Source organism: Bowmanella denitrificans, assembly GCF_002887595.1.
In the GTDB taxonomy this organism is placed as follows: domain Bacteria; phylum Pseudomonadota; class Gammaproteobacteria; order Enterobacterales; family Alteromonadaceae; genus Bowmanella; species Bowmanella denitrificans.
Window position 1 is genome coordinate 182,622 of sequence record NZ_PEBU01000007.1, and the last position, 15,861, is coordinate 198,482.

Genomic DNA, 15,861 nt, shown 5'->3' on the forward strand with positions numbered 1-15,861 from the left:
TATACTTGAAAGTATAAGCAGCCCCTAAGGCAGGATGGATAAAAATGAGTGCGTTACAACGCAAAGATTGGTCTTGGCACACTGGGCTACATTCAGCATTTAACCGCTGGCAGTGGATAATCGGCCTGGCTTTGCTGATCCCTTATATGTCCATCGCTACAGAGCTGACGCCAGCGTCACAAAAAATGCTGCTGACACATATTCAGCATTCCCAGAAGCAGCCTTTTATCGACTTTATTACCACCGTGTATCAGGATCTTGGCATTGACGTTACTACTCAAGCCGTACCCAGTGTTGATGAATTTACCTTACTGGAACGAGGAGAAACCGACGCTGCGGTACTACTAGTAAAAGAGAATGCCATGGCCCACAAGAACCTCGTCATTGTTGAGCCCGCCATTTATGAGGCCGACCTGGTGCTGCTTTGTAAACGCAAAGACACTTGTGATTTGTCGGTGCTACAGAGTCAAGATAACGCCATTTTCACCAACCTTGGTGATATAGCAACGATTCAGACAATGGGCGTGAAGTCACAATTGTTCTTTGAGAGCAGCCTGACCGATTCACTCAGCATGTTGAGAAATGGCCGGGTAGATTTTCTGCTGTATGGAACAACGAAAGCAGAAGTCAGGCAGTTGAAGGCAGAGTTTAACCTGATTGAGGTGAAAAAGCTGAGCATGCATCATGTCATTCATAACAAGCATGCCAAGCTACTCCCTGCTTTGCAGAGCACCATCCGCCGCAAATTGCCGGCATTTAAGCCGCACTAAACAGTTGAGGCACTCAACAAAGTTGTTAATGCCCAGCCATTACTTAGCGACTGGGCATTAAAGGTTGTGTTGGTTATTTGGCTTTGCCTTGCTTGGCCACGGCGTCCATCATGGCTTTAATCGCTTCAGGATCGCCCAGGTACTGCTTGGAAACAGGGTTAAACTCTGCATCCAGTTCATATACCAACGGCACACCGGTAGGAATATTCAGTTCCAGCACCGCTTCATCAGACATATTGTCCAGATACTTAACCAAGGCACGCAGGCTATTGCCGTGCGCAGCAATGATCACTCGCTTACCACTTTGGATACTGGGGCGAATCACATCATGCCAGTAGGGTAATACCCGCTCTATGGTCAGCTTCAGGCTTTCAGCACGCGGCAGGATAGCAGGATCCACATGGCTGTAACGACGATCATGACCTGGAAAATGCTCACTATCCAACTCAACCGCAGGTGGTGGAACATCAAAACTACGACGCCAGATTTTCACCTGGTCTTCACCATGTCTGGCGGCAGTCTCGGCCTTATCCAGCCCAGTCAGGGCACCATAGTGACGTTCATTTAAGCGCCAATGCCGCTCAACCGCCAGATAGTGCTGGCCCATTTCTTCCAGTGCCAGATTCAGGGTTTTAATAGCACGCAGTAACACAGAGGTGTAGGCAATATCAAACTCAAAGCCGCCGTCTTTCAGAAGTTTACCTGCATTGACAGCTTGGGCCACACCGGTTTCGGTCAGGTCCACATCATGCCAGCCGGTAAAGCGGTTTTCCAGGTTCCACTGACTCTCGCCATGACGAATAAGAACTAGTTTATACATAGGAATAGATTCAACCCTTGGTGACTAATGGAAAAGGTCAGCTTTACCCGCAGGCCTCACTGCCTCAAACAAGGCCTGCTATCTTCTTTGATTCGGACCTAAAAATCCAGAGTAAAGGGCCTGGCATTTTTGCCATTCTGGCATCTGTCTGCCAAGCTTTATCGCGAACAATTGGTACGTAAGGTTTATCTAGTATAAGGAAGAATGGATATGGCTAACGAAAGATCGGCAGTAACAGGTAAGTGGTATCAGATATTACGCCAACAGTTGGGTAACTCCTGTGCCCCGGCCTGTATCAGAATGATGGGTATTTATGTCAATGGCGTTGACCCAGGTGAAGGTACAACCAGAGCCTATGTGTCATTGGCCGAAGGTGGCACCAGTTCGCTGGGCGGCGGCGGCGTCGTGACCCAGACAGGGCATAATTTCACTACTACACCAACGGCACCAGCTCCTATGGTTCAGGCCTTAAAAAGTCTGAGGCCAGGGATAAATACCAGCTATATCTGGGAAGCCAATACCACACAGGCGCTAAAAGATAAAATGGCCGAAGTAAGGCCTAAAAATGAAATGATTATCGGCGTCTACTGGGCTGGCGGCGGCGGACATGTGGTGGTCGGGGTTGACCGTGACGCCACTTCAGGGCGGATTATCGTCGCAGATCCGGGCTATGGTGTACGTTTTATCGAAAGCGACGGTTCATATCACCCGGCAGTGGGCGTTACAGGCAATGTGGTATTAACAGTATTCAGGCAGTGAACAATCCATGCTGGGCAGCCGAACCTTACTAAGCCTGACTTAACTTGGCCTGCTGCGCCATTTCTACCACGGCCTGGTAGCGACCAGGTCTGTGGTTGATGGTCAACAGCAAATTGACCACCACGGCACCCAATACCGAGTAAATCACCGCCTGAAGATCAAAGCAAAGTGCCGCCAATGAAAGAATCAGGCAATCCACCACTAATTGAAATGTACCAGCCCGCAGCTTGTATTTTTGTTGCAGGTAGTAAGCCAGGATCCCCAATCCACCTAAACTGGCCTGATGACGAAACAGAATTAACAAACCTGTACCAATCAGCCCACCACCAGCCACCGCCGCAAAGACCGGATGCACCTGTTCAATACTTAAGGCCAGGTGCAGATAATCAGTAAAAACTGAAACCAGTGACACCGCTAAAAAGGTATTAAAAGTGAATCGCCAGCCCAGTTGCCGCCAGGCCAGATAATAAAACGGCAGATTCAACAGGAAAAAACACACACCAAAACCGACAGGCCCCAGGTATGCGCCGATCAGGGCCAGACCTGATGTGCCTCCTGTTACCAGTCCTACAGTTTTAAAAAAAAGTAAGCCAATCGCCACAAACAGTGCCGCCACCATCAGGGCAATGGCATCTTCATAGATTTTATGTGACGGCAGGGGCATGGTATTTCCTTGGCTTTTAGAACAAATAGCAAAAACAAGCTGGCATTGTATTTTACCTGCCCAACTTCGCTTTGATGAGTATCAATAAACACATCATACAGCCCGGCAAAGTGTAAAAAGTAAGGTGGACTTTACGACTCTTTAACTGTTGGTAAGCAGCGTGTAGCCAGAATGAAAAAACGCAGGTAGGTTGCTGCTTATTTTTACCTGGCAGGAAGATAAATGAGCTATCGCAGCGTGACGCAATAAGTGACTTATTTTAACCATCATGCCCCTGGCATCAAGCGCGCATGATTTAACAGAATTCATGCATAGGATGCTGCAAACAAGCCAACCTTGTTCTCGCCACAAACACTTTGTTGCACACTACGGACTGAGGCCACCCATACCTAAAATGGCTTTTCCCTGTCCGCCAAGCCTGCATAAGGAGAATGTTGTGCACCAGGTACATTTGATTGTCGGTATTCTGATTACCGTTCGTTTGTTGGTGGGTTGTGGAGGCGCAAGTGACACGCCTGCACCGACTGCCGGCACTTCGGTCCCGACGCAACTGACCTTTGCGGGCCTGATGCGTACAGAGATGCTACCCGCCGCCCCAGTACAGACCAGGCTTTTATCAGCCCCATCTGATGCCACAGATGGCCAGCCCTTGATTGCCAGGCTGTCGTCACCGGGCACGGTACTGGCTACCAATGGCGCTGAAATGTTTAACGGCTCGCTGAGTTATCGCGCACTGCCGCCTTTTGAACTGGATATATTCAGCCAGGGCGACATGTTGATACCGGTGCAGCGCGGTATTTTGGCAACACATCAGAATGCACAGTTCTGGCAACTCATTTTTTCCCCTGGACGTATCTGGCAGCAACGTGATGATCAGGGTATGAGCCGCGGCCAGTTAGTCGTGACCCTGGTCAATCCTTACTACGCCAATGCGCACAATGGCGTGCTGACCTTTTTGTATAAAGACGGCCAGATCAGTCAGGGCTGGCTGCAGATTTTTCAGGAAAATGTGGACTGGTTAAAACAGGATTTCTGGGGCACCGTGCCGCTGGCGCTGACCGACAAGACAGAGTTGGATATGCAAAGTGCCAAGACACACTGGCAATGGGAACAACAAATGAACTTGCCGCGGGGGGCCTGGCAATCACTGGCAGAAATTGCCACAGATGCGTCTTTATCCGCGTATACAAGCAGCATTGCCGAGCACAATCTGTCTGCCACCGGATTGATCTATCAGGGGCGGCTTTACGCTAAGCCGCTAAATACCCGATACGGCCCGTTTCCTTATCCTGAGGCCATGCGCCATGGTGTCTATTCCGTTTCCAAGTCCATGGCAGCCGCCCTCACCTTGTTCAGGCTCGCACAGGTATATGGCGCAGAAGTGTTGCACGAAAAAATCATCGCGCACATTCCACAAGGGGGATTACACCATGGTTGGCAGCAGGTAACCTTTTCTCAGGCCTTGTCTATGGCTACGGGCACCGGTGATGCCTACCCAGATGCAGATATCCTTGCCACTTTTGCAGACGAACACTTCGAACCCGACAGCCGCATGACATTGTTCAGTCTGGCTCGCAGCAGCAATGACAAACTTAGACATGCCCTGGCCTTTGGCGATTATCCCTGGGGGCCGGGAGAAATAGTGCGCTATAACACGTCTGTGACTTTTGTTCTGGCGGTGGCGATGCAGCACTATCTTGCCAGCCAGGGAGACACACGGCCGTTATGGCAAATGATGCAGGAGGATGTCTATGCCAGGCTCGGCATGTCACACTTTGCGATGATGCACACCACAGAAGCGGATGCACAGACAGCGATACCCATCATGGGCGTCGGCATTTATCCCACCGAGCAGGACACCGCCAAACTGGCTTTATTGTTACAGCAAAAAGGTATTTGGCAGGGCGAACAACTGCTGTCATCTGCACTGATAGAAGAGATCCTTAGTTTTAACCAGGATACCGGTTTGCCTGCCGATGCAACGCCATCGCTGGGACGCCGTTATCATCATAGTTTCTGGGCTCAGCCTATGCCGTTATCTGCAACTTGCGCCCCCATGGTGCCTTTTATGCTGGGGTACGGGAACAACTACGTGATGTTCCCCGGCAACGACATAGTGCTGTATCGCTATCAGGACAGTTTTAATAATGACAAACTGTCAATGCTGAAACTGGCGGATGACCTGCAGGCCATATGTCCATAAGCCTGTTACTTGGTGCATCCACGCTGATTAAAGCAGCGAACCAGGTCAGAGCTAAGGGCTTGCTTGCATAGTAGCAGAAATCCTGGATGACAGCCAACGCATAGTGTTTACAAACAACTTGGCGTTATCATTATCCGGGCTGCTGATCGTCACATGGACTTTTTCTTTGTGATCAAAGGTAAAAATAAAATTGCGGAACATGCCCTGGTCTGTGGTAATCACCACCCTGCCCCGGCCATATTCAAATGCCAGCATTCCAGCATAATAATCTGAGCTTTCATGAAAACTATTGTCCTGATTGAAATTGGCCGAGCCGGGCGGGAATCGCAGCACTGCATCCTGGGGCTGGCGAAACACTGCTGCGCCACACAGAAAGTCCACTTTTCGCACCGTTTCTCCCATGGCTAACAGCGGGTGGGCGGTATTCAGCAGTCCATCCTTTTCGGACATACCGAAAAAATGCGAACATCGGTCATCTGCAGAAACAAAGCTGGGAAATAGCGATGTAAACAGATAGCCATCCCGAAACTCCACCCCCAACGCATCCAGCAGTGCCTTAGCGCCACTGCCTCCAGGGTGATGGCTCAGCACTAGAAAGAGTCCGCCGCCGCCATCCACAAAATGCACGATATCCTGTAGTTCCTGAGCAGACAGTCCTGATTTCCAGAATGTCGCGCCATTGGGCAAGGTTTCACTAACTTCCGGTAGCCCATGGATAATCAGAATATCTCCGATCAGGGCTGAAGCGTCTAAGGCTTTGTCTATATAGGCGTAACTAAAACCATCTCTTAGCAAAATATCCAACATAGCATGGGCACCATGCTCATCACCCTCATTTTGGTATATGGTTGGATGAACCCTGTCTATCAGCACTTTAGTATCATGGGCATAGGCAAGCGCTGTAAAACTGGCTTTGTAGTCCAGATCCACCACGGCATCGGTGACGTGTTTTTTATCTGCGGCATCTGCACTGCCCTCGAAAATCAGACAAGCGATCAAAAATATGGGGGGTAGGCCTAGGCGGTACATTATTTTTCCTTCGGCAGGCGTTTGAAGGTCCATGTTACCCAGCGTCCCTATCTCTTCTCTATCAAATTTCGGGACATATTTGTCATCCGTCAATCAGTCTCACCCTGCATTCGGACTGGCCCCATGCTCAATCGAGCAAAGTGTATCGCTTAAGCTGCATGTTCCCTACCTCTTGCCTACAGATGCCCGCAAGTTTGCTGTAATAGCCAGGCGATGGCAGATGGCCAGCGCTAAGCAAAATCATATGGAAGGAAGCAAAAAATGCACAAAGTTATTTTATTTGCCAGCATGGTTGCTCCAGCTGTCTGTCCGCTGCAAACCTTAGCCCATAAAATCAAAAAAGTACGCACCCAGGAAGGCCGCTGGGAATATGTACAATTTCATGGCGCAATACCGCTGATTTCGCAGTCGGTATATTTCGTCACAGAGCAGCGTACGCAAGTAGTAGAAGGTTCATGCCGAACCGAGTGGGTCTGGGTATGCCCGGCTGGCGGGCCACCAACCGGACCTGATGACTGCTGAAGATAGTATGCAGATTAGCCGGATATCTGACATAGCCGGAATGTCAGCAGGAACGGCTTGACGGATGCGACAACACAGCTCAGATCCAGACATCATTGGCGGCCGTCAGTTGCCCGCCAGCCTCTCCGGTATTTATTACCCCTTTAGGCTCCACCAACAAGATATGACATTCCTGTCTGGCCACTGGCCGGTGCATCACCCCGCGTTTGACCACAAACATCTCGCCTTGCTGCAAATGAACCAGACTGTCTGTCAGTTCAATATCCAGACAACCTTTGAGTACAATAAAGACTTCATCTGTGTCTGGGTGTTCATGCCAGACAAATTCCCCCAGCACTTTTACCAGCTTAAACTGATAGTCATTCATCTCTGTCACCACCTTGGGCGACCAATGTTCATTAAATAAGGTCAGTTTTTCAGCAAAATTGATGACTTGATTCAACATGCAATTGTTCCTGTGATTAAACCAATACTGAACGCCATAAGGGAAGGTCGCTATGACGCGCTCCCTGAGCAAAAAAATCTTCTGCCAGTAAGTCCATCTCCACCCAATCCTTGCCATCGTCAGGGCGTAGTGAAGCTGTTACCCGTTGTTTAAAGCCCAACTTTGTATATAAGCGCCTGGCGCGCTGATTAAATGCCAATACATCCAGGCTGATTCGTTTCAGGCCCAGTTGGGTGAAACCAAACTGAATAAGTAACAGCGACGCTTCGCCGCCCAGCCCCTGGCCAAATTGGCCGGATTCATATAAAGCAATACGAAAATTGGCGGATTGCTCGTCAGCGTCATATTCATTGAGACTGGCCTCACCCAGCAACTGATTCGGATGTGCGCTGGATTCAATCATAAAGTCCCATCTGTCCCTGGCCTGTGCCACACATCGGCAGTAATCCCTGACCTGCTGCAGACTGAAGGTTTGTTCAGTACCGGTTAGCTTTTGCAGCAAGGGATCGTGCAATGACGCAAACATGGCATCTGCATCAGCCTCATCAATCGGCCTTAGTCGCACTTTCACACCATACAAATGCGGAGTGTCTGGCATCAGTGATGCTCCTCTGTTTGTTTTGATCAATAGCTTAATCAAATGGCATTAGCAGGCCTATCAACATACGCGCAAAATGTATTGTCAGAGAGCCAAAGGCTCACTTATCTGATTAATGTCAGCAGGCTGATAAATCATGCGCCATTAATGATATCCCGGCCGCTCCCACCCTGATTACCATAGGCGGGTAGAACCAAGGGAGTAACCAATGAACCTGTATTTACGACTGCTGCTGGCCCTGCTGAAAGGTTTTCGTACCAAGCAAAAGCACCCACTTGAACCCATCGTCAGCTATTTCCGCGTGATGCCCTGGGATCTCGATGTGCTGGGCCATATGAATAACGGTCGCTACCTGCAGATTTCTGATGTAGCGCGTATGGACTGGATGAGTCAGGCCAGGATCTTAAATGCCATTTTGCGTAATCGCTGGGGAGCATTACTTGGCGGCAGCTTAATACGCTATAGCCGTGCCCTGAAACTATGGCAAAAATACCGGGTGGTGACCCGAGTCACCTCCTGGGATGAGCGCTGGTTCTTTATTGAGCACAGGTTTGAAACCATGTGTGGCAAAGAAGTAGCATGTTGCCTGACACGCGCCGCCCTGCGCAGTAAAAAAGGCTGGGCTGGCACGCAGCCGATAATTGATGAAGTGGTACCAGGCTTACAAAGTCCCGCTCACTGTCCCAAAGTGTCTGCCTGGCTGAATGCTGATGACACATTGGTAGGACAGCAAAGTTTCAGTCATGTGGCTGAGCGTCATAGCCAGGCGGCAGCATTTGACTATCTGACCGGAAATCAACCCAGATGAGCAGATTCTTAACTGTTGCCATCCAGCATCCCAAACGCTGCTTATTGCTGGGGTTGTTGTTTATCCTGATCTGCGCAGCGGGTCTGCATAAATTGGTCAAGAACACGTCAGTGGACGCCTTTATTCCGGCCGATCACCCATCTATTTTGTCACGCGACAAAGTCAGGCAAGTGTTCGGACTGCAGGACCCACTGGTGGTCTCCATCAGCAGCGCAGATGGGTCTATATTCAGCCCCCAAAGCCTGAATCTGCTGTTAAACCTGCATCATCAATTTGCTGCACTTGCCAATGTCAGACAGGTAAAAAGCCTGGTCAGTGAAGCACACATCCAGGCAGATGATAGCAGTTTACAGGTTGCACCTTTGTTGTCAGAGCAAATCAGCACCCTTCGACAAGCCGAGGACATCGGCCGCAAGGCCATGCAGATGCCGCCTTTTATCGGCACACTGGTTGCCTATGATCAACGTGCTCTGGCCTTGGTGGTTGAGCTGGCAGAGCAAGACAAGGCCGATGAAACCTATCAATTGCTATTGCAGACGGTCGCACCTTTTGAAACCACTTCACAGCATATTTATGTGGCCGGTCAGGGAGCGGTTGGCGGCTATCTCAGTAAGTACATTGACACGGATTCACGGCGTATGCAGCCGGTCGTGGTCGGCACCATCTTATTGTTGCTGTATCTGGCCTTCAGACAATTTAAGGCTCTGACCGGTCCGTTAGTGGTGATACTGGCCTCCGCGCTTGGCGCCATAGGTACCATGGCCTGGTTCAATGTGCCTTACTATGCCATTACCAGTGCCTTGCCAGTGGTTATCACGGCCATTGCGGTGGCCGATGCAATCCATGTACTCACCGCCTACTATGAGCTCAAAGCACAACATGGTAACTGGTCACAGCGCAGGCTGGTGGGTGCAGCCATGCTGGATATGGCCCGCCCTATCACACTGACCACCCTCACCACCCTGGCTGGGTTTATTGGCCTGTCTGTGGCATCCATTATGCCTCCGGTAAAGTATTTTGGCTTGTTTGCCGCCCTGGGCGTGCTTATCGCCTGGCTGTTCACCATGTTAGTCCTGCCCGCACTATTGATCCTGCTCAGATTGCCAGAAACCAGTATCTTCGCCAGACGCCAGGATAACCGGGCCAACCTGGTGGGCAAAGCACTGACCCGATTGTCGTTGGCGACGGTACGATCTCCTGGCATCAGCATGACGATACTACTGCTGATCATGCTCATTGCCGCTGCTGGTGCCATGCACCTGCGTGTTGACCGTGCCCAGGTAGAGAACTTTACCGCCGGCGAACCCATTCGCATCGCCCATGATCACTTGAACCACTACTATGCAGGAAGCGCGTATCTGGACATTCTGATCAGCACAGACAGTGCGCAGGGACTGGTGAATAGCACACTACTTGAAGAAGTCGCAGCACTTCAGGACTATTTGCAAAGCATGCGAGGAGTGAACAAAACCCAGTCTATTTTAGATCCACTGGGCGTGCTGCAGGCACAACTGGAAGGTAATGCATCGGTCTCCCGTTTTCAGGGCGACGAAGACAGTTTTTCTCAATATCTGCTGCTGTTTGAATCCTCAGCCAAGCCGACTGATTACGCTGACAAGATAGACAACCAATATCAGCAGATGCTGGTGCGGGCTTACTTGAATACCGATCTGTTCAGTGAAGAAAAACGCATCGTTGAAACGCTGCAAGCCCAGTTGCCAAGGTTATTTACTCAGCAAGGGGTCAGCATAGAGCTGGCAGGCAGGGTCAACGTCGACTACCACTGGATGACCCGCCTGGGCGATAGCCACTTTCGTAGTATTGGCATTTCTATGTTACTGGTTCTGGTGTTTTCCAGTTTGCTGTTCCGCAGTCTGTCTGACGGACTGATTTGTGTGGCGCCTGTGGCCTTCGCCATTTTGGTGGTATATGGGGTCATGGGCTGGCAGGGGATCTTCCTTGAACCAGCTACGTCGATGTTCGCCGCCATTGCTATTGGGGTGGGAATTGACTTTGCCATTCACTTTATTGAACGCTTGCAACTCGCCCTCAAGCACACCCCGTCGCTGGACGAGGCCATCAAACATAAGTTTCCCAGTGCTGCCAGAGCCTGTTTCTTTAATGGTGCTGCCCTGGCCTGCGGTTTCGCTACCTTGTTTGTGTCATCACTCCCTACCCTGCAACGCTTCGGCCTGATGATCACCCTTGCCTGCCTGACCAGCTTTTTTGCCGCTCTGGTGATGATCCCCCTGGCCTACCGATGGCGACTGCGCCGTTCGACAAATCGCGCACGCCGCTTATCCATCAATTGGTAATAACAAGAACACAGGAACACCTATGAAACTGACTATTTTTATGCTCGGACTGCTGACAATCAGCGGCTCGATTCAGGCACAGACTATGACGGCACAGGAGGTTGCCAAGCAAATCATGCAGCGCCCGGACGGCCAGCACGTAAAACGCCAGCTGCGCATGACCTTAATTGACCCATCAGGCAACAAGATGAGCCGCGAAGCGGAAGTGTGGCGAACAACGGATCAGCAGATTCGTAAAACCCTGATTCGCTTTACCGGGCCCAAAAGAATAAAAGACACGGCATTTTTAACCTTCGACTACCAACTTGAAAATCACGATGACGAGCAATGGATGTATTTACCCGCGCTGCGCAGGGAGCGGCGCATTCCGGCCTCTGATCGCGGTGACCACTTTATGGGCAGCGAATTCAGCTACGAAGATGTTAAAAGTGAATTGAAGTTTCCACTGCATGACTACCAATTCAGCCTGCTGGGACAAGAACAGGGGTACTGGTTGCTGCAGGGCATTCCGGTCAGCCCTGAGCTGGCGGATTCCCTTGGCTTTAGTCGCTTTGTTGCCAAAGTAGACGAACAGAGCTGGTTGCCCATACAAGTCGAGTTCTGGGATCGTCAGGACAGGCCGCTGAAAACGGTGAAAGTCACTGACAGAGCACTGATTGATGGATTCTGGACTCCCAAGCAAATTGAAGTCAGCAATGTACAAAGCGGCCATGCCAGTCGCTTTGACTATCTGACTGTTGAGTACCGCAAAGACATGGATCCTAAGCGCTTCAATGTCACCAGTTTGAGGCAATAAGATGCGCCTGTTGTTACTCAGTTTTCTGCCATTGGCATTGCAGGCTCAGGAATCAGCAGTGCAGTTCGATAACCGTTTATCCCTGTACAGCGGCATGTCGGACGGAAGTTTGTATGAAAGCCGGTTGCAATGGGACGGCAAAGCGGTGATTTCCTTAGATGACAGTCTGGATCTGAGGTTCAGTGGTTATCTTTGGTCTGACAGTCAAGCTAATCTCAGCGGAGAACATCAGGCGGCCTATTTACGCGAAGCTTTTGTCTCATTTACCTGGCAAGGTCTGGACTGGCAATTGGGTAAACAAGTACATAGCTGGAGTAAGCTGGATAATCTGGTCAACTTTGAGCAGGTCACTGCACGGGATTTCAGCCGTTTTATTCTGAGCAACTTCGATGACAGTGCCAGGGGACAGTGGATGCTGTCAGCCACCAGAGCAACCGAGCAGGGACAATGGCAATGGTTAGTTGCACCCACAACCCAGGTTCACAAGCTGCCCCACCAGGGTGACAGGTATGAGTTTAAAGCGCCCAGGTTGCGTTTCGGCTTTCCTTATGTGGCCAACGCCAGTACAGCAAAAGTGGCAAACTCCGCGGGTTCACCCCTAGTGGCCATGCGTTACGAAGGTTACAGCCAGGAATGGCAGTGGTCGGTGCAGGCACGCTACGGCGACGATTTTGAGCCACTGGCCCGTTGGCAACAAAATCCCGATGCTCAACCTCAGTTGAATACATTTTACAAAAAGCGCGGCACGGTGGGCGCGTCGGCCAGTCGTCAATTAGGCGAGGCGGTGCTGCGTGCCGAGCTGCTACTCAGCCCTTCCCGTTATTTTAATACCCATGAACAGGGCCAGCTTAGTATCACGCGACATCATCAGTTCGCGGCAGGACTGGGCATCGATGTCAATGGCCCGTGGGACACCTTTGTTAATTTGCAACTAGTGTGGGATCAGGTGCTGTCGCCCGCAGAAACCCTGGTGCGTCCCGCCACGGATCGCATCTGGTCACTGACCTTGCGCCGTGACTTTGCCGCCCAGCGCTGGCTGTCAGAAATGCGCTGGTACGGCAGCAATGCCGGTGATGGTCTGATACGCCTGGCACTGACGTATATCGCCAGTGATAATCTGGAACTTAAAGCCGGGGTTGATTGGTTTTACGGTGCCAACAACGGTTACTTTGGTCAATACAGCGAGTTGGATCAACTCAATGTGCAGGCCCATTGGTACTTTTAAAAAAACATGGCGGGACCCCGCCATCCTTATTGCTGTTGGTCCATAGTCTGGCGATACAGATTCGGCGTGGTACCAAAATAAGCCTTAAAAGCCGTGCCCATATGCGACTGACTGGAAAAACCACATTCATGGGCCACCACCTTGAGACTCTCCCCTTCCCGTATCATGGCCGCCGCCGCTTCCAGACGAATTATCCGCAGCACTTCCTGGGGGGTATAACCGCTGATGGCCTTCACCTTACGCCTGACCTGCGAGTCTGACAGATACAAGGCCTCCGACAACTCCCGTATCCCAAAGTCCGGCTCCTGCAAGTGCCCTTTCAGGCAATCAATTACTTTGTCCATAAACTTACGCTGGTCCGGCGCACAGTCCTGATACAGCACCTTGAGCGGGTCGGATGCCTGGTCCAAGGGGGCTTCCACCGCAAAGCGGGTTCTCAGCAAGCGCCGAATGGCCAGCAGGTTATCTATCTTCAGGGCCAGTCCCATCGGCTCATACGGCTTGTTAATATAATCATCGGCCAGCGCCAGCAGGCCTTTGTTTCGACTGTCTTTATCCGCTCTGGCGGTCAGCAGTATCACCGGAATATGTGACAACAGCTCATCTTCGCGCACCTGTTTCACTACCTCAAAACCACTCATCTGCGGCATCATCACATCGCTCAGAATAATATCCGGCAAACTGGCGCTGGCCTCCGCCAGTGCCGTCTGTGGATTATCAAAACAGCGCAACTGATAACGTTGGCCCAACTGCTCCTGTAACTGTCCCAGCAGTTCCAGATTATCGTCAATGCAATACACCAGGGCCTGTTCTTCCGGCGCCTGCGTTTCTTGCGGTAAGGCAAACACCGGCGGCGGCATGTCACTTAATTCGGCATGCAGCCACTGGCGATATTCTTCTGATAACTCGTCGTGGCTCACTCCCCGGCTCGGCTCCTGAGCCTGCTGATGGGCCGCGGCCAGCGGCAAACGCACACTGACCCGGGTATATTCACCCGGTTGTGACCATATCTGGATACCCCCACCTGCCGCCTCAACCAGTTGTTTCACCAGCGGCAATCCCAGCCCCAGGCCATAGGACTGCTTGCCTTCACCTATCTGCACGTAGCGCTCAAACACACTGTGCAATTGCTCTTCGGCTATGCCTTCGCCGCCATTTTGCACATCCAGTTGCCAGTGCTCGGCATCCAGCCAGGCCCGGATACTGATGGCGCTGCCAGGCGGCGAATACTTAATCGCGTTATTTACCAGGTTGGTGATGACCTTATCCAGGGTGTCCGGTGCGCAGTACACCACCGCCGGGGGATTATCCTCCAGATTCAGACGGCCCTGTGCCACAAAACCCCGGTAGGTGGTCAGATAAAACTCCACAAACTCATGGGCCCGGTAACAATGAGCGGCGTTATCGCGCTTGCCCATCTCCCGGGCTTGCGATAAATCCAGCATGCTGTCCAGCAAATGACTGATGCGGTAAATCAGACGATGCAACTTCTGCTGTCGTTCCCCTTCGCCATAGCTGCCGCGCATTACCCCCAGCATCAAGGTCAGCGGGGTTTTCAGTTCATGGGCTATGTTGGCCAGCAGATCTTCTTTGTAGCTGAGGGTCGTGGCCAGCACCTGATGCTGATGCGCAATTTCGTCACTTTTTTGCCGCAGATGTGCAGTTTGCTTGTCCACTTGCAATTGCAGCTCTTCGTTGCGCTTCTTTAACAACGTGTTGCGCTGCTGGCGCAATTGCAACACCTGATCGGCTATCGCCACAGAAAACATTACAATTGCCAGCGCCAACCCCAGCGTTACGACATTTTCTGTCAACCAGGTGCCAGGCAGGATCCCATAGTAGGTGGGGACCGAGACAGTTGCCACGCTGCTACCCGGGATCCAGGCCAGCGCCATAATGGCAGCGGTACGATCTCTTCGTTTCAGTCCTAGTAATAGCCCCAGTATCGCCATCACCCCGGAAATAAATATAAACAGGGAAAAAATGTGCATTGGCCATATCTGCCCGGGGGCCATATAGGTCATAAAGATGACCAGTGTATAGCTCGCCACATAGCCCTTGGCAGCCCAGCCAAAGATGCGGTCAAAGCGCAGTGAGAAGCGTCTGAACTGCACAAAGTGACGCATAAACTGAACGATACAAAAGCCCAGTGAAGCAATCACCGTGTTGAATACAAAATCCAGGGTTGACTGCGCATACAGCCGACTGTCGATAAGATGAGCCAGTTGCAGGTACATTACACTCCAGACCAAAGAGCTCAGGCAAATGCCGGCAAAATACAGATAGGCAGGCTCACGCCCCAGGGCAAAGATCAACAAACCAATCAGTGTGGCCAACAGCATCAGCCCCAGTACCGCGCCCCAGAAATAGTTTTCAAGTTGGTTAACACGTTGCAACTGCCATAAAGGTAACAACCGATGGCCAATGGGTTGAATACCTTGTTGATAGATCTTGATGTAAAACGGGCGGCTGACATCCAGATTCTGATCAAGGGAGGCAGCTGAGCGCAGCTCGGCATAATCCCATTGCCAGGCGGGTATATCGCGGCCAAATGACTTGGTGTGCCAGGCCCCCTGATTGTCCTGGAAATAAAGCTGATAAAGGCCAGGGTAATAAAACTGTACAACCAGAGGATCCTGAAAGTCCGTGTCAGCCAGCTTAAATCTGAGCCAGGTTGCGGCGAACTTTCGTCCCGACGAAGTATGGGACTTAAGTTCGGCAAAGGCATATTGCTGCGGCTTGTCCAATATATCCAACAGGCTGAGCTGCACAGAATCGACACCCAGCGAGGCAAGCGCGTAGCCAGGTGCATGTTTATCAGTTGAAGGAGCGGCAAAACAGGAATAGCAACCTGACAACAGAATAATAAAAAGCAGTGCAACAGGCAAAGCAGGTTTGCAAATCATT

The 15,861-nt window shown here is 51.2% G+C and carries 14 protein-coding genes; 8 read left to right on the forward strand and 6 right to left on the reverse strand.

Annotated features, from left to right (window positions below):
* The first annotated feature begins 44 nt into the window (after positions 1–44).
* Positions 45–770: a hypothetical protein gene (locus tag CSR04_RS14370; RefSeq protein WP_102796991.1), complete on the forward strand. Its 726-nt coding sequence runs from the start codon at positions 45–47 to the stop codon at positions 768–770.
* Positions 771–843: 73 nt separating this feature from the next.
* On the opposite strand, the gene gpmA is transcribed toward CSR04_RS14370, so the two are convergent.
* Positions 844–1,590: a 2,3-diphosphoglycerate-dependent phosphoglycerate mutase gene (gpmA, locus tag CSR04_RS14375; RefSeq protein WP_102796992.1), complete on the reverse strand. Its 747-nt coding sequence runs from the start codon at positions 1,588–1,590 to the stop codon at positions 844–846.
* Positions 1,591–1,800: 210 nt separating this feature from the next.
* On the opposite strand from gpmA, the gene CSR04_RS14380 reads away from it, so the two are divergent.
* Entirely contained in the window at positions 1,801–2,349 is a 549-nt protein-coding gene (locus CSR04_RS14380) for a papain-like cysteine protease family protein (RefSeq protein WP_172449364.1), read from the forward strand.
* 28 nt (positions 2,350–2,377) lie between these two features.
* Here CSR04_RS14380 and CSR04_RS14385 read toward each other — a convergent pair whose 3' ends face one another.
* On the reverse strand, positions 2,378–3,013 hold the full coding sequence (locus tag CSR04_RS14385; protein ID WP_102796994.1) for a YitT family protein: 636 nt from the start codon (positions 3,011–3,013) through the stop codon (positions 2,378–2,380).
* A 436-nt stretch (positions 3,014–3,449) separates the two neighbouring features.
* Between CSR04_RS14385 and CSR04_RS14390 the strand changes: the two genes are divergently transcribed.
* Positions 3,450–5,216, forward strand: coding sequence for a serine hydrolase (locus tag CSR04_RS14390; RefSeq protein WP_172449365.1), 1,767 nt, complete (start codon positions 3,450–3,452; stop codon positions 5,214–5,216).
* A 51-nt stretch (positions 5,217–5,267) separates the two neighbouring features.
* Here CSR04_RS14390 and CSR04_RS14395 read toward each other — a convergent pair whose 3' ends face one another.
* Positions 5,268–6,245: a hypothetical protein gene (locus CSR04_RS14395; protein ID WP_102796996.1), complete on the reverse strand. Its 978-nt coding sequence runs from the start codon at positions 6,243–6,245 to the stop codon at positions 5,268–5,270.
* A gap of 261 nt (positions 6,246–6,506) precedes the next feature.
* On the opposite strand from CSR04_RS14395, the gene CSR04_RS14400 reads away from it, so the two are divergent.
* Positions 6,507–6,767: a hypothetical protein gene (locus tag CSR04_RS14400; protein WP_102796997.1), complete on the forward strand. Its 261-nt coding sequence runs from the start codon at positions 6,507–6,509 to the stop codon at positions 6,765–6,767.
* Positions 6,768–6,846: 79 nt separating this feature from the next.
* Here the strand turns inward: CSR04_RS14400 and CSR04_RS14405 are convergent, their stop codons facing one another.
* Together CSR04_RS14405 and CSR04_RS14410 are read right to left on the reverse strand one after the other, a co-directional pair.
* On the reverse strand, positions 6,847–7,212 hold the full coding sequence (locus CSR04_RS14405; RefSeq protein WP_102796998.1) for a cupin domain-containing protein: 366 nt from the start codon (positions 7,210–7,212) through the stop codon (positions 6,847–6,849).
* A 16-nt stretch (positions 7,213–7,228) separates the two neighbouring features.
* Positions 7,229–7,810 carry a GNAT family N-acetyltransferase gene (locus CSR04_RS14410; protein ID WP_102796999.1) on the reverse strand — a complete coding sequence of 194 codons (582 nt, stop codon included), beginning with the start codon at positions 7,808–7,810 and terminating at the stop codon, positions 7,229–7,231.
* A 208-nt stretch (positions 7,811–8,018) separates the two neighbouring features.
* On the opposite strand from CSR04_RS14410, the gene CSR04_RS14415 reads away from it, so the two are divergent.
* From CSR04_RS14415 to CSR04_RS14430, 4 genes are read left to right on the forward strand one after another with little or no spacing between them, the layout of a single operon-like run.
* The gene (locus CSR04_RS14415) at positions 8,019–8,618 is read left to right on the forward strand and encodes a thioesterase family protein (protein ID WP_102797000.1); all 600 of its coding nucleotides are present in this window, start codon (positions 8,019–8,021) and stop codon (positions 8,616–8,618) included.
* On the forward strand, positions 8,615–10,933 hold the full coding sequence (locus CSR04_RS14420; protein ID WP_102797001.1) for an efflux RND transporter permease subunit: 2,319 nt from the start codon (positions 8,615–8,617) through the stop codon (positions 10,931–10,933). Before CSR04_RS14415 ends, CSR04_RS14420 begins: the two co-directional genes overlap by 4 nt.
* Positions 10,934–10,955: 22 nt before the next feature.
* A complete protein-coding gene (locus tag CSR04_RS14425; RefSeq protein ID WP_102797002.1) occupies positions 10,956–11,729 on the forward strand; it encodes an outer membrane lipoprotein-sorting protein in 774 nt (257 codons plus the stop codon).
* Between the two features lies 1 nt (position 11,730).
* Positions 11,731–12,954 carry a hypothetical protein gene (locus CSR04_RS14430; RefSeq protein ID WP_102797003.1) on the forward strand — a complete coding sequence of 408 codons (1,224 nt, stop codon included), beginning with the start codon at positions 11,731–11,733 and terminating at the stop codon, positions 12,952–12,954.
* Between the two features lie 26 nt (positions 12,955–12,980).
* Here the strand turns inward: CSR04_RS14430 and CSR04_RS14435 are convergent, their stop codons facing one another.
* Entirely contained in the window at positions 12,981–15,860 is a 2,880-nt protein-coding gene (locus tag CSR04_RS14435; RefSeq protein WP_102797004.1) for an ATP-binding protein, read from the reverse strand.
* Position 15,861 lies beyond the last annotated feature (1 nt).